Genomic DNA, 13816 nt, shown 5'->3' on the forward strand with positions numbered 1-13816 from the left:
TGAGCTGGAACTACGACGGCGCGTCGTACGTCGTAAAGGCGGGTGATCGGCCGGGGGGACAGGCCGCCTCGGCACGTTAGGCTGAACTTTCGGGGTGCGGCCTGGGTGCCGCCATCGGATCGACGCCGAGACCGCCGGCCAGGCACCGCCGCGTGCCGCCACCGCGGCTCGTCCTGCCACGGAGGTACTGGCCTTGCACATCGACGCCTGGATCGAGAGCGTCCCACCGGGTGCGGTCTACGCCCTGGTCGCCCTGATCATCGGGCTGGAGTCCCTGGGCATCCCGCTGCCCGGGGAGATCGCGCTGGTCTCGGCGGCGCTGCTGTCCGCGCGCGGTGTGGTCAGCCCGGTCTGGGTGGCCGTGTGCGCGATCCTGGGGGCGATCATCGGCGACTCGATCGGCTACTCGATCGGGCGCAAGGGCGGGAAGCCGCTGTTCGAGAAGCTGGGGCGGAAGTTCCCCAAGCACTTCGGGCCGGACCACCTGGCCACGGCCGAGCGCTCGTTCCAGAAGTGGGGCATGTGGGCGGTCTTCTTCGGCCGCTTCATCGCGCTCCTGCGCATCTTCGCCGGGCCGCTGGCGGGCGCGCTCAGGATGCCGTACTGGAAGTTCCTGATCGCCAACGTGCTCGGCGGTGTGGTCTGGGCCGGTGGCACCACGCTGCTGGTGTACCAGGTCGGCAAGGTCGCCGAGCAGTGGCTGAAGCGCTTCTCCTGGCTGGGCCTGGTCCTGGCCGTGCTGGTCGGCATCTCCTCGGCCTGGCTGATGAAGCGCCGGGCCGCCAAGGCCGCCCGGGAGCGCGAGGCCGAGGAGGCGGCGGCCGCGACCACCGCCGCGGAGCCCGCACCCGCCGTCGACTGACGGACCGCCGGAGCCGGCACACCGCCGGTTCTGCACGCGACTGCCTTCAACCTCTCAAGTAGGTTCGCGCGCTGGTTGCGGGCTCGGTGCACGGCTGGATTGTCAGTGGCTCCGGCTAGCGTCTGGGACATGGTGGTTCGGGCACCTTCTGCTGGGGCGGTGTCGTCGCCCGAGGGGGCGGCGACACCGTCCGGATCGGGGCTGCGCTCCTTCGACGCGCCGTTCCTCGTCCAGGGACCGTCCTGCGTAACGGTCCGCACGCGGTTGCGGCTGACGGCAGACGAGGCCACGGTGGTACGCGCTGTCGGCGTGCACCGGGGCTCCCTGGCCGGTCGGGATCTGGCGGCACGGTGTGGGGACGGGCTGGGGCACACCACCGAGCGGTGGCGGTGCGTAAGCGGGAGCTGACTGCGGAGTCGTCATCGCGGTGGGCGGGGAGCATTACGAAAGCCACCCACGACCAGTGGGCGCTGGCGCGGAGGGGCCAAGCCGCGCATCTGGAGACTCTCGAGACCGGTATCGCGGTGATCCGCCATCGGCTGTCCCTACCCGTCGGCGAGAAGGGGACCAATCGTGCTCCGGGTGGCTATCGGTCCCGCCAGGAGTGGCACGTGAAGTCCCGTCGTCTGGCCGTACTGGAGGAACGTCGGGGGAAGGTCGCCGCCGATCGTGTGGCCGGGGTCGTACATGTGGTCCGCGGAGCGAAGAGGCTCGCGAATACCCGCCACAACCTGGCCGCGGCTGATCTCACTGTCGGGCAGTGGCGGCAGCGCTGGGATGACGCGCGGATGTTCCTATCCGCCGACGGGGAGTCCGGGAAGCGGTACGGCAACGAAACCATCCGCGTCACCCCCCGCGGCACCGTGAGTGTCAAGTTGCCGGTCCCACTCGCCCACCTCGCAAACGACCGGCACGGGCGGTACACCATCACCGCGCAAGTGGCCTTCCGACACCGGGGTCGGGAATGGGCCGAGCACATCGAGGCCAACCGCGCTGTCGCCTACACCATCCGCCATGACAGCGACCGCGATCGCTGGTACCTGGCTGTCTCGTGGCAGCCCCCGGCAGTCCGCGATATCCCTCTGGCCGCAGTGCTGGCGTGCGGTGTGATCGGCGTGGACACCAACAACGATCACTATGCCGCCTGGCTCCTTGACACCCATGGCAATCCGATTGGTTCGCCACGCCGTTTCGACTATGACCTGACCGGTGGGGTGGACCGTCGGGATGCGCAGATCCGCCACGCGACCACGCGGCTTTTGCACTGGGCGCGGAAGTGTGGCGTCGCGGCGGTCGCAATCGAGGACCTGGACTTCACCGATGGGAAGACCCGGGAGAAGCACGGCCGCCGCAAGCAATTCCGGCAGCTCATCTCCCGCTTCCCGACAGCGCGGCTTCGCTCGCGTCTGGTGTCGATGGCCGCTGAGGCAGGCATCGCGATCGTCGCCGTGGATCCGGCGTACACCTCTCGCTGGGGTGCCGAGCATTGGCAGAGGCCGACCGGCACCCCAGCCCGGAAGACCACCCGCCACGAGGCCGCGAGCCTCGTGATCGGGCGGCGCGCACAGGGTCACCCGGCCCGGCGACGGACACAACCGCCCCGTAGCGACCGGAGTGATCGTTACGGGCATCGGAGCGTCCAGGCCCGGCCGGGGGACCCCGTGTGCGAGGAAGCCCGCCCCCGTCGTCCCGGACCGCGGACACGATCCGTAGCGCCCGGACGCGGAGTGAACGCGGTCAACCAGGACCCCCAAGACCGTTCGGGGTGTCCGGCTGATGCGGGGACCTGGCAACAGGACTTACTCCTGCGCAGTCCTAGGAACGGTAGCATCGAGCTACCCCGGCGGTGGCATGTAAAGCGGCAGGTGGAGGGCACAATGGCGGAGCAGGCGCAGCAGACGTGGGACGCGGTGGACGCGTACTTCTCCGAGAAGCTGGTCGGCCGTGATCCGGTGCTGGAGGCCGCGGTGGCCGCCGCCGACGCGGCCGGGCTGCCGCGGATCGCGGTGGCCCCCAACCAGGGCAAGCTGCTCCACCTGCTGGCCCTGACCCAGGGCGCCCGGCGGATCCTGGAGGTCGGCACGCTCGGCGGCTACAGCGCGATCTGGCTGGCCCGGGCGCTGCCCGCGGACGGCAGGCTGATCACCCTGGAGATCAGCCCGGCCCACGCCGAGGTCGCCCGGGCCAACCTCGCCCGGGCGGGGCTGCAGCAGGTCGCCGAGGTGCGGGTCGGCCGCGCCGCCGACGCGCTGGCCGCCCTGGTGGCGGACGGCGTCGAGCCGTTCGACCTGGTCTTCATCGACGCGGACAAGACGGGCAACCCCGAGTACTTCGCCCGGGCGGTCCAGCTGACCCGGCCCGGCTCGCTGATCGTCGTCGACAACGTGGTGCGCGGCGGAGCCGTGGCCGACGCCGGCAGCACCGATCCGGCGATCACCGCCACCCGGCGGCTGCACGACCTGATCGCGGCCGAGCCGCGGGTGACCGCGACGTCCGTGCAGACCGTCGGCACGAAGGGCTACGACGGGTTCACCCTGGCCCGCGTACAGAGCTGAAGTCGGTACACCGGCAGGCGAGAAAGCAAGGAGCGCGAACGGCATGCGAATCGGACTGCTGGGCACCGGCCCCTGGGCGGAGCGGGTGCACGCGCCCGTCCTGGCGGAGCACCCCTCCTACGAGTTCGCGGGCGTCTGGGCACGCCGCCCCGAGGCGGCCGACGCGCTCGGCGCGGCCCACGGCGTCCCCGGGTACGCGGACCTCGACCGGCTGCTCGCCGAGGTGGACGCCGTCTCCATCGCCCTGCCGCCGACCGTGCAGGCCGACCTCGCGGTGCGCGCGGCCGAGGCCGGCTGCCACCTGCTGCTGGACAAGCCGGTCGCGCTGACCGTCCCGGACGCGCGGCGCGTGGTCCGGGCGACCGAGGCGCACGGTGTCGCGTCGGTGGTCTTCTTCACCGTCCGCTTCGGCGGCGAGCAGATCCCGTGGATCGAGAAGCAGGCCGCCGCCGGTGGCTGGTTCACCGGCCGCTCCGACTGGCTCGGCTCGGTGTTCGCCCCGGACAGCACCAGCCCGTACGCGGCCTCGCCCTGGCGGCAGGAGAAGGGCGCGCTCTGGGACGTCGGCCCGCACGCGCTCTCCGTGTTGCTGCCGGTGCTCGGCGACGCCACGCAGGTGACGGCTGCGGCCGGCCCGCTGGACACCGTCCACCTCGTCCTGCGGCACGCCGGCGGCGCGTCCAGCACGCTCGCGCTCAGCCTGACCGCGCCGTTCGCGGCCGGTGGCACGGGCATGGAGCTGCGCGGGGAGTCCGGCGTGGTTCACCTCCCCGAGCGTGGCGAGGGCCCGGTCGCCGCCCTCCACCGTGCCCTGGACGCCCTGGCGGAGTCCGCCCGTAGCGGCGAGCCCCACCCGTGCGGGGCCGCCTTCGGCCTGCGCACGGTGGAGATCCTCGCCGCCGCCGAACGCTCGCTCGCCTCCGGCGGCCCGGTCGAGGTCTGAGCCGTCGCGGCGCCGTCGGCGCTTCGTGCCACCGCGGCACCGGGCGCCCGGCCCGGCTCGGCCGTCGTGCTCGGCCGTCGTGCTCGGCCCCCGCCCGGCCCCCGTGCCCCCGACACGCCCCGGCGGCGGGGTCACGCCGTCACGCCCGCCCCGCCGTCACGCCCGCCCCGCCGTCACGCCCGCCCCGCCGTCCCCGGGCGGCGGTCGGCCGGGCGGGCCGGGGGGATGGACGGGGCGTGGAAGTCGCGCGGGCCGGTCCAGAGGGAGGGGACGGCGTCGCTGCGGCGGGCCAGCTCGTAGGCCAGGGCCTCGTAGTTGACGCGCCAGCCGTGGAAGTGCGGCCACGCGTCGGCGGTGGCGCGGTCACGGGGGAAGCCGGCTGCGGTGATCATGGCGACGGCCGCGTCGAACTCGGTGTAGGTGAGGCGGATAGGCGTCTCCGGGTCCGGATCGGGGTCGAAGCCGACGCGCAGCGAGCGGGCGATGTCGCGCAGCGCGGTGAAGCCGGCGCGCAGGACGAGGCGTGCCTCGGGCGGGGCCGTGCGCGGGCTGACCGCGAGGTGGATAGCGGCCGCGTCCATGACGGCGACCAGGCCGACGACCCAGCTCCGGTTCGGCTGCGGGGAGCGGAAGGAGAGCAGCACGGGGTAGTTGGAGTGGCTCTCGCCGATGTCGGCGGCGAGCCGCTCCCAGTCGCGGTAGAGCTGGGGGAGCGCGGTCTCGGTGTCCACCAGGGACTGGCGGGCGAGCAGCTCCGGCCCCCAGGCGGGCTCGCCGGCGCGGGACTGCAGGAGGGTCACCTCCACCTCGCGGCGGTTGTAGGCGCTGTACAGGGTGGGCAGGTAGGCGATCTGCAGGGCGATCACCAGCGGGCCGCTGGCGGCGGCGAGGAAGTCGATGACCGAGAGGTGGAGCCGGTCCCCGCTGGCGAAGCCGAGGGTGAAGAGGCTGGACCCGGCCTCCCGGAAGGAGACCGTCCAGTCCAGCTCCGAGGTGCCGTGCAGCAGCAGCGTGTAGGCGACCAGCATGCTGCCGAGCCACACTCCGAGCATGCCGACCAGGATCAGCGGGGCCAGCCAGGTCTGTGCCCGGTCCTGTGCGCGGTAGGTGCCGAACGGTGTGGCGGAGAGCCGCAGCAGTGTGCGCAGCATCCGCCAGAGCCGGTGCACCAGGGACGAGTACAGGCCGCGCGGGACGACGAGCGTGCGCAGGATGCTGGCGATGGTCAGCAGCAGGAGCAGCACGCCGGCCAGGGTGTGGATCAACCTCATGGCGCCCATTCTGGCGGTGGTGGCGGGCGGGCGGCCGCCCGGGCCGCCGGCCGGGCGGTCGGTGCGGCGGCATTGACAGGGCGCACCCCTCGGCTGAATGCTAAGCAAGCGCTTAGTCAGCACGTCTCGACCAGGCTTTCGACCAGGAGAGTGAGCCCATGCCCGACACCCCCGCCGACCCGCCCGGGCTGGACCTCGCCCGGCTCCGCGCCCACCTGGAGCGGGAACTGCCCGGCACGGTGAACGGCCCCCTGCGGGCGGAGCTGATCGAGGGCGGCCGCTCCAACCTCACCTACGTGCTCACCGACGGCGCCGCCCGCTGGGTGCTGCGCCGGCCCCCGCTCGGGCACGTGCTCGCCACCGCCCACGACATGGGCCGTGAGCACCGCGTGATGACCGCCCTGCGCGGCACCGGGGTGCCCGTCCCCGGCACCCTGCTGCTGGACGCCGGCACGGAGGTGCTCGGCGCTCCCTGGTACCTGATGGAGTACGTGCCCGGCACCGCCCACCGGGACGTGGCGCCGCTGGCCGCGCTCGGCGCGGAGCGTGTCCACGCGCTCGGCGAGCAGCTGGTCGACACCCTCGCCACCCTGCACCGGTTGGACCCGGCCGCGGTCGGGCTCGCCGACTTCGGCCGCCCGCAGGGGTACCTGGAGCGGCAGCTGCGCCGCTGGTCCACCCAGCTGGCCGCCTCCCGCAGCCGTGAGCTGCCCGACGTCGACCGGCTCCACGACCTGCTCGCCGCCCGGCTGCCCGACTCCCCGGCGCCCGCGCTGGTCCACGGCGACTACCGGCTGGACAACGTCCTGGTCGACGAGCACGACACCATCACCGCCGTCCTGGACTGGGAGATGTCCACCCTGGGCGACCCGCTCACCGACGTCGGCCTGCTGGTGATGTACACCGAGCTGGCCGGCGTCGGCGGCGGCATCATCCCCTCCGCCGCCACCGCCCCGGGCTTCCCCCCGGCGGGCGAACTCGTCGCCCGCTACGCCGGGCTCACCGGACGCGACGCCGCCGAGCTCGACTGGTACGTCGCCTTCGCCTCCTTCAAGCTCGCCGTCGTCGCCGAGGGCATCCACTTCCGCTTCCGGCAGGGCCGCACCCTCGGCGCCGGCTTCGAACGGGCCGGCGAGATGGCGCCCGTCCTCGCCGACCACGGCCTCACCACCCTCAAGGACCGCTGATGGACTTCGCCCACGACACCCGCACCCTCGAACTGCGCGAGCGCCTGCTGGCCTTCATGGACCAGCACGTGTACCCCGCCGAACCCGTGCTGGAGGCCCAGCTCGCCGACCCGGCCCGGGAGGCCTGGGCCGTCCCGCCGATCGTCGCCGAGCTCCAGGCCGAGGCGCGCAAGCAGGGGCTCTGGAACCTCTTCCTGACGGACCGGCAGGGCCTTCCGGGCGACGGGGGCGCCGGCCTGACCAACCTCCAGTACGCGCCGCTCGCCGAGATCACCGGCCGCAGCCCGCAGCTCGCCCCGCCCGCACTCAACTGCGCCGCCCCCGACACCGGCAACATGGAGCTGCTCGCCCAGTTCGGCTCCGACGCGCAGCGGGAGCAGTGGCTGGCACCCCTTCTCAACGCCGAGATCCGGTCGGCCTTCGCGATGACCGAGCCCGACGTCGCCTCCTCCGACGCCGCCAACATCGCCACCCGGATCGAGCGCGACGGCGACGAGTACGTCGTCACCGGCCGCAAGTGGTACATCACCGGGGCGATGAACCCGCGGTGCCGGATCTTCATCGTGATGGGCAAGACCGACCCGGCCGCCGACCCGCACCGGCAGCAGAGCATGATCCTCGTCCCGCGTGACACCCCCGGCGTCACCGTCCGGCGCGGCATGAAGGTGTTCGGCTACGACGACTCCGACCACGGCGGCCATGCCGAGGTGCACTTCGACGGCGTCCGCGTGCCCGCCGCCCACCTGATCGGCGAGGAGGGCTCCGGCTTCGCCATCGCCCAGGCCCGGCTGGGGCCCGGCCGGATCCACCACTGCATGCGGGCCATCGGCATCGCCGAGCGCGCCGTCGAGCTGATGTGCCGGCGGACGCTGGACCGGGTCGCCTTCGGCCGGCCGCTCGCCGAACAGGGCGTCGTGCAGGACTGGATCGCCGAATCCCGCGTCCGGATCGAGCAGTTGAGGCTGCTGGTGCTCAAGACCGCCTGGCTGATGGACACCGTCGGCAACCGCGGCGCCCACACCGAGATCCAGGCCATCAAGATCGCCACCCCGAGCACCGTCGAGTGGATCCTCGACAAGGCCGTCCAGGCCCACGGCGCGGCCGGCGTCAGCCAGGACACCCCGCTCGCCCAGCTCTGGGCCGGCAACCGGACGCTGCGCCTCGCCGACGGACCGGACGAGGTGCACAAGCGCTCGCTGGCCCGGCGCGAGCTGAAGCGGTACCGCTGACCGGTGTCATACCGGGGTAGTACCCGGCGGGTTGGCACCGCAGTATGACGTTCGTGCACCACCCCGGCCCGTACTGTCGGCGTACGGGCCGGCCGGCGGACGGCGGGCCACCACGACGGGGAGCCGGGGTATGACGGGGAGCTGGGGCACGATGCACGGGCGGGGACAGGGGCGGGCGGCGCGGACGGGGATCGCCGCGGTGCTGGCGGCGACGACGCTGCTGGGCGTGGCGGCCGCCCCGGCGACGGCGGTGACGGCACCGGCCGTGACGGAACGGCAGGCCCAGGCCGGGCTCCCGCAGCCCACCGGGCCGTACGCCGTCGGCACCACCGCGCTGCACCTGACCGACCTCGGGCGGCAGGACCCGTGGCAGCCCGGGCGGCTGCGCGAGCTGATGGTCAGCTTCTGGTACCCGACCACCCGACCCGCGTACGGCGACGAGCGGGCCCGCTACATGGAGCCCCGCGCCGCCGACCACTTCGGGGGCAAGGACGGTGCCTCCGTCTTCAACTACGGGGCGGAGCCCGGCCGGACGGACTGGTCCGGAGTGCGCACCCACGCCCGGCAGAACGCACCCGTGCTGCCCGGCGGCGGGCCCCGCCCGGTGGTGCTCTACTCGGCCGGGCTCGGCGACCCGCGCACCTGGGGCACCGGCCTGGCCGAGGACCTCGCCTCCCGCGGCTACGTCGTCGTGACCGTCGACCACCCCTACGACGCCTCCGAGGTGGCGTTCCCGGACGGCCGCCTCGCCGAGTCCGTCCTCCCCGGCATGGCGGGCCCCGGCCTGGACATCGGCGCCCTGCTGCGCAAGGCCATGCAGACCCGGGTCGACGACACCCGCTTCGTGCTGGACGAGCTCGCCGCGCTGCGCACCGACGGCCGGCTGCCCGCCCGGCTGGGCGCCTCGCTGGACCTCAGCCGGATCGGCATGGCCGGCCACTCGGCGGGCGGCTTCACCGCCGCCCAGACCATGCACGACGACCCCCGGATCGCGGCCGGCGTCAACATGGACGGCCAGCTCCACTTCCCGGGCCCGGACGGCACGGGCGTGCATCTGGGCAGTGTCGCCGAGGACGGCCTGGACCGCCCGTTCCTGCTGATGGGCACCGGGAGCGACGACTCCGGCGACTACCACCACCAGCCCGGCTGGGACGCCTTCTGGCAGCACACCCGGGGCTGGAAGGCCGACGTCACCCTGACCGGCTCCCGGCACGGCTCGTACACCGACGCGCAGTCGCTGCTGCCCCAACTCGCCCGCCAGGGCGCGGTGTCGGGGGAGGCCGTGCGGGCCGACGTCGGCGACATCCGCCCGGACCGGGCGGTGCTCGCCACCCGGGCGTACGTCGCGTCCTTCTTCGACCGCTGGCTTCGCGGGCACGACGACCACCTGCTGGACGGGCCCTCGCCGCGCTTCCCCGAGATGGAGTTCGCCCGCTGACGCCCGCTGACGCCCGCTGACGCCCGCTGACGCCCGAGTGCCGACGCCCGCTGACGCCCGCTGACGCCCGAGTGCCGACGCCCGCTGACGCCCGAGTGCCGACGCCCGCGTTCACGCCCGTGTGCCGGCGCCCGCGCCGCGCTAGCGGATCTCCGAGCCCGGGTTGGCGGCGTCCCAGGCCTGCCGGGAGTCGACGATCGTGTCGTGGTGGTCGTAGGACCAGTCCGCCATCGCCCGGATCAGGTGGGTCAGGCTGTGGCCGAGCGGCGTCAGCTCGTACTCCACCTGGGGCGGGACGGTCGCGTGGACGGTCCGCGACACCAGGCCGTCCCGCTCCAGCCGGCGCACCGTCAGGGTCAGCATCCGCTGCGAGATCCCCGCCACGGCGCGCTGGAGATCGCGGAACCGCCGTACACCCTGGGCGAGTTCGACCATCACCAGGACCGACCACTTGTCGCCGAGTCGGTCGAGCAGGTCGCGGATCCCGCAGTCCACGCCGTCCTCGCACCAGACCACCGGCCGGGGGGTGGTTACCGCGGTGTGCCCCACAGACATGGAAGTGCCTCCTTACGTCGGACGCCCAGGCTACCGAGGATGGTCGCAGAGCAGGGCGCGGTGCTCGGCCGCAGGCCCAGGAACGGTTCTGGAGGAATCATGCTTCTCGTCACCGGTGTCAACGGCGGACTCGGCACCCTGGTGCTGGAGCGGCTGGCGAAGCTGCCCGGCGGCCTCGACGGCGTGGTGGCCGGCACCCGCACCCCCGAGCGGGCCCCGGCGCTCGGCGTCCCCGTCCGGACGGTGGACTTCGACCGGCCGCAGACCCTGGCCGAGGCCTTCGCCGGGGTGCGGACGCTGCTGCTGATCTCGGCCGGCTACGGCGAGGACAACGTGGTGATCGCCCGACACCGGACCGCGATCGAGGCCGCCGAGCGGGCCGGCGTCCGGCACGTCGTCTACACCAGCCTCTCCGGCGACGGCGACCACCTCGCCTACGCGCTCGCGCACCGCTGGACCGAGCGCCGGCTGCGCGAGTCCGGGACGCTGCGCTGGACGATCCTGCGCAACGGCCTCTACGCCGAGCTGCTGGGCTTCCTCGCCTCGCCGGACCGGGACGGCGTGATCAGCGCGCCGCTCGGCGACGGCCGGCTCGCGGCGGTGGCCCGCGCGGACCTCGCCGAGGTCGCGGCCACGGTGGCGCTGGCCCCGGAGGGGCACGCCGGGCGGGTCTACGAGCTGGTCGGCGAGGAGGCGGTCGGAGGCGCCGACGTCGCGGCGGCCCTGACCCGGGCGAGCGGGAAGCCCGTCGAGTACCGGCCCGGCACGCTGGCCCAGGCGCGGGCGGCGGTCGCCGCCTCGGGTGCCGAAGCCTTCCAGGTGCCGATGGTGGCCGGCACCTACTCGGTGATCGCGCACGGCTTCCTGGCCGGCCCGGGCAAGCCGGGCGACCTCGCCGCGCTGCTCGGCCGGACGCCGCGCCCGGCCCTGGACGTCATCGCCGAGGGCACGGACGCGGCCTGGTGAGCCGCCCGTGAGCCGGCGTCACCCGCCGACCCGCTGGGCCGGTGTCACCCGCCGGGCCGCCGGGCCGGCGTCACCCGCCGAGGACGACCACCCGCCCGGTGCTGCGCCCGTCCGCGACCCGCTGGACGGCCTCGGCCGCCCCGGCCAGCGGCAGGCGGGCGCTCACCAGCGGGCGGACCACGCCGACCTCGGCCAGCTTGGTCAGCTCCTCGTGCGCGGCCCGGACGGCCTGCGGGTCACGGGTGTTGTAGAGGCCCCAGTGCAGGCCGAGGACGCCGTAGTTCTTCACCAGCGCGTGGTTGAGCGCCGCCGCCGGGATCTCGCCGCTCGCGAAGCCGACGACGACGATCCGGCCCTCGAAGGCGATGCACTTGGTGGACCCGGTGAACGCGGCACCGCCGACCGGGTCGAAGACCACGTCCGCGCCGCGCCCGCCGGTGGCCTCCTTGACCGCGGCGACGAAGTCCCCGGCCGTCCGGTCCACCACCAGGTCGGCGCCCGACTCCCGGGCGACGGCGGCCTTCTCGGGCCCGCCGGCCACGGCGATCACCCGCGCCCCCGCCGCCCGTCCGAGCTGGACGGCCGCACTGCCGACCCCGCCCGCCGCCGCGTGCACCAGCAGCGTCTCGCCCGGCCGCAGCCCGGCCCGCCGGTGCAGCGCGAACCACGCGGTCTGGTAGCCGATGTGCAGCGCGGCCGCCTCGGCGTCGTCCAGCACCCCGGGGGCCGGGAACGCGGCCGCCGCCTCCAGCAGCGCGTACTCGGCGAAGGCACCGCCGGGCAGCACCGGGTTGCCGATCACCCGCTCGCCGGCGCGCTCCCCGGCCACCACCTCGCCGCACAGCTCCACCCCGGGGGTGAACGGCAGCGGCGGGCGCACCTGGTACTGGCCGCGCACCATCAGCGCGTCCGGGAAGTTGACGGCCGCGGCCCGCACCCGGACCAGCAGTTGGCCCGGCCCGGGGGCCGGCCGGGGGACGTCCTCGACGAGCCGCATGGCCTCCTGCGGCTCGCCCAGCTCGGTGACCTGCCAGGCCCTCACAGCGCCTTGCTCCTCTCCAGCCCCTGCTGGAGCCGGTTGACGCCGGCCAGCCAGCGGTCCGGCTCGGTGGCGCGGACGGCGTAGTACTCGGCGACCTCGGGGTGCGGCAGGACGAGGAAGCGCTCCCGGCGCACCGCGTCCAGGGTCGCCTCGGCGACGTCCTCGGCGTCCAGCGCGGTGGGCGCCAGCAGCGCCTCGCCGACCGCGCCGGTCGAGGTGAGCATGTCGGTGCGCACGCCCTGCGGGCAGAGCGCGTGGACGCGCAGGCCGCGGTGGCGGTAGGTGGCGGAGAGCCATTCGGCGAAGGCCAGCGCGCCGTGCTTGGAGACGGCGTACGGGGCCGAGCCGAGCATGGTGAGCAGCCCGGCGGCCGAGACGGTGGCCACGAACCGGCCGGTGCCGCGTTCCAGCCACCGGGGGAGCAGCAGGTCGGCGGCCCGGACGTGGGCGAGTACGTTCACCTCCCAGGCGCTCGCCCAGACGGCGGCCGGGGCGCCGGCCCCGCCGACCGGGGCGACGCCGGCGTTGGCGCACCAGACGTCGATCTCGCCGAGTGCTTCGCGGGCCCGGCCGACCAGGGCGGCGACGCCCTCGGCCGAGGCGGCGTCCCCGGGGGCGGCGGTGCCGCCGGTCTCGGCGGCCACCGCGCGGGCAGCCGCGGCGTCCAGGTCGTTGACGACCACGCGGGCGCCGGCCGCCGCGAAGGCGCGGGCCAGCGCGGCGCCGATGCCCCGGCCGGCGCCGGTGACCACCACGCCCTGGCCGGCGAGGTCCGTGGTCCCCCCGGTGCCGCTCACAGCCCGCCGCCCAGGGTCACGCCGCCGTCGACCACCAGGGTCTGGCCGGTGATCCAGCCCGCGTCGGAGGAGAGCAGGAAGGCCACCGCGCCCGCGATGTCCTCCGGCACGCCGAGCCGGCCCAGCGGGTAGGCGGCGGCGACCTCCTCCTCGCGGCCCTCGAAGAGTGCCTCGGCGAACCGGGTCTTCACCACGGCGGGCGCGACGGCGTTGACCCGGATGCCCTGGCCGCCGAGTTCGGCGGCCAGCTCGGTGGTGAGCCGGATCAGCGCGGCCTTGGACACCCCGTACATGCCGATCCCGAGCGAGGAGCGGATGCCCGCGACCGAGGCCACATTGACCACCGAACCGCCGTGCTCGCCCATCCATGCGGCGTGCGCACGGCGCGTCCAGGCGAGCGGGGCCAGCACGTTGACGGCGAGGATCTTGGCGGCGGCCGCCTCGTCGGTGTCCAGCACCGGGCCGTAGACCGGGTTGATGCCGGTGTTGTTGACCAGGTGGTCCAGCCGTCCGAAGGCCTCCAGGGTGCGGGCGACCGCCTCGTCCTGGTGGGCCGGGTCGTCGGCCTTGCCCGCGATGCCGATGGCGACCTCGGGGCCGCCGAGGTCGCGGACGGCCTCGGCGAGCGGCTCGGCGTTGCGGGCGGTCAGGCAGACCCGGGCGCCGCGCGCGACCAGCTCGCGCGCGATCCCGAGGCCGATGCCCCGGCTGGATCCGGTGATGACGGCCACCTGGCCCTTGAAGGAGTGCACCACGGAGGTCCTTTCACGTGCTCCGGCCGCGGGGGCGGCCGGTCGGTGTCGCCGGGGCGGTGTCGCCCGGGTGGTGTCGCCCGGGTGGTCGTTCCCGGCCGGTGGCGGCCCGGCCGGGTGTCCGGGCCGGGCTCTGACTAAGCGCTTGCTTAGCATGCTGTCGGTGCGGGACCCTGTCAACAGTCCGCAGCGCCCGCCCGTCACCGACGACGGACCGTG

At 74.5% G+C, this 13816-nt stretch carries 12 protein-coding genes and 1 pseudogene; 8 read left to right on the forward strand and 5 right to left on the reverse strand.

Translation table 11 applies throughout. The annotated features are described in order from the left end of the window. Positions 1-193: 193 nt before the first annotated feature. From ACZ3YO_RS34365 to ACZ3YO_RS34380, 4 genes and pseudogenes are all read left to right on the forward strand, one after another. A complete protein-coding gene (locus ACZ3YO_RS34365) occupies positions 194-862 on the forward strand; it encodes a DedA family protein (RefSeq protein ID WP_465577380.1) in 669 nt (222 codons plus the stop codon). Positions 863-991: 129 nt separating this feature from the next. Beyond that, a pseudogene (locus ACZ3YO_RS34370) lies at positions 992-2635 on the forward strand (IS200/IS605 family accessory protein TnpB-related protein); the annotation flags it as partial. A 104-nt stretch (positions 2636-2739) separates the two neighbouring features. Further along, on the forward strand, positions 2740-3417 hold the full coding sequence (locus tag ACZ3YO_RS34375) for an O-methyltransferase (protein ID WP_465577383.1): 678 nt from the start codon (positions 2740-2742) through the stop codon (positions 3415-3417). 43 nt (positions 3418-3460) lie between these two features. Beyond that, positions 3461-4360: a Gfo/Idh/MocA family protein gene (locus ACZ3YO_RS34380; RefSeq protein ID WP_465577385.1), complete on the forward strand. Its 900-nt coding sequence runs from the start codon at positions 3461-3463 to the stop codon at positions 4358-4360. A 173-nt stretch (positions 4361-4533) separates the two neighbouring features. Here ACZ3YO_RS34380 and ACZ3YO_RS34385 read toward each other — a convergent pair whose 3' ends face one another. Beyond that, entirely contained in the window at positions 4534-5631 is a 1098-nt protein-coding gene (locus ACZ3YO_RS34385; protein WP_465577388.1) for a hypothetical protein, read from the reverse strand. A gap of 158 nt (positions 5632-5789) precedes the next feature. Between ACZ3YO_RS34385 and ACZ3YO_RS34390 the strand changes: the two genes are divergently transcribed. From ACZ3YO_RS34390 to ACZ3YO_RS34400, 3 genes are all read left to right on the forward strand, one after another. Continuing rightward, entirely contained in the window at positions 5790-6818 is a 1029-nt protein-coding gene (locus tag ACZ3YO_RS34390; RefSeq protein WP_396325215.1) for a phosphotransferase family protein, read from the forward strand. Next, positions 6818-8047, forward strand: coding sequence for an acyl-CoA dehydrogenase family protein (locus ACZ3YO_RS34395; protein ID WP_465577392.1), 1230 nt, complete (start codon positions 6818-6820; stop codon positions 8045-8047). The genes ACZ3YO_RS34390 and ACZ3YO_RS34395 overlap by 1 nt, the downstream gene beginning before the upstream one ends. 130 nt (positions 8048-8177) lie before the next feature. Next, positions 8178-9485 (forward strand): alpha/beta hydrolase family protein, encoded by a 1308-nt coding sequence (locus ACZ3YO_RS34400; protein ID WP_465577395.1) that lies wholly within the window; start codon positions 8178-8180, stop codon positions 9483-9485. Between the two features lie 141 nt (positions 9486-9626). Here the strand turns inward: ACZ3YO_RS34400 and ACZ3YO_RS34405 are convergent, their stop codons facing one another. Then, complete coding sequence (locus ACZ3YO_RS34405; protein WP_465577398.1) at positions 9627-10040, reverse strand: winged helix-turn-helix transcriptional regulator; 414 nt, start codon at positions 10038-10040, stop codon at positions 9627-9629. 99 nt (positions 10041-10139) lie between these two features. On the opposite strand from ACZ3YO_RS34405, the gene ACZ3YO_RS34410 reads away from it, so the two are divergent. Then, positions 10140-11006 carry an NAD(P)H-binding protein gene (locus ACZ3YO_RS34410; RefSeq protein WP_465577400.1) on the forward strand — a complete coding sequence of 289 codons (867 nt, stop codon included), beginning with the start codon at positions 10140-10142 and terminating at the stop codon, positions 11004-11006. Between the two features lie 70 nt (positions 11007-11076). Here the strand turns inward: ACZ3YO_RS34410 and ACZ3YO_RS34415 are convergent, their stop codons facing one another. From ACZ3YO_RS34415 to ACZ3YO_RS34425, 3 genes are read right to left on the reverse strand one after another with little or no spacing between them, the layout of a single operon-like run. Continuing rightward, a complete protein-coding gene (locus ACZ3YO_RS34415) occupies positions 11077-12048 on the reverse strand; it encodes an NADPH:quinone oxidoreductase family protein (protein ID WP_465577402.1) in 972 nt (323 codons plus the stop codon). Continuing rightward, entirely contained in the window at positions 12045-12845 is an 801-nt protein-coding gene (locus tag ACZ3YO_RS34420; protein ID WP_465577405.1) for an SDR family oxidoreductase, read from the reverse strand. Before ACZ3YO_RS34420 ends, ACZ3YO_RS34415 begins: the two co-directional genes overlap by 4 nt. Further along, positions 12842-13600, reverse strand: coding sequence for an SDR family oxidoreductase (locus ACZ3YO_RS34425; RefSeq protein ID WP_396325222.1), 759 nt, complete (start codon positions 13598-13600; stop codon positions 12842-12844). Before ACZ3YO_RS34425 ends, ACZ3YO_RS34420 begins: the two co-directional genes overlap by 4 nt. Positions 13601-13816 lie beyond the last annotated feature (216 nt).

Source organism: Kitasatospora sp. NPDC022785 (assembly GCF_055561295.1).

Coding starts and splice junctions, on each gene's coding strand:
- ACZ3YO_RS34385 (WP_465577388.1), bottom strand. CDS start 5,631: ATGAGGTTGATCCACACCCTGGCCGGCGTGCTGCTCCTGCTGCTGACC.
- ACZ3YO_RS34410 (WP_465577400.1), top strand. CDS start 10,140: ATGCTTCTCGTCACCGGTGTCAACGGCGGACTCGGCACCCTGGTGCTG.
- ACZ3YO_RS34375 (WP_465577383.1), top strand. CDS start 2,740: ATGGCGGAGCAGGCGCAGCAGACGTGGGACGCGGTGGACGCGTACTTC.
- ACZ3YO_RS34395 (WP_465577392.1), top strand. CDS start 6,818: ATGGACTTCGCCCACGACACCCGCACCCTCGAACTGCGCGAGCGCCTG.
- ACZ3YO_RS34400 (WP_465577395.1), top strand. CDS start 8,178: ATGACGGGGAGCTGGGGCACGATGCACGGGCGGGGACAGGGGCGGGCG.
- ACZ3YO_RS34390 (WP_396325215.1), top strand. CDS start 5,790: ATGCCCGACACCCCCGCCGACCCGCCCGGGCTGGACCTCGCCCGGCTC.
- ACZ3YO_RS34405 (WP_465577398.1), bottom strand. CDS start 10,040: ATGTCTGTGGGGCACACCGCGGTAACCACCCCCCGGCCGGTGGTCTGG.
- ACZ3YO_RS34380 (WP_465577385.1), top strand. CDS start 3,461: ATGCGAATCGGACTGCTGGGCACCGGCCCCTGGGCGGAGCGGGTGCAC.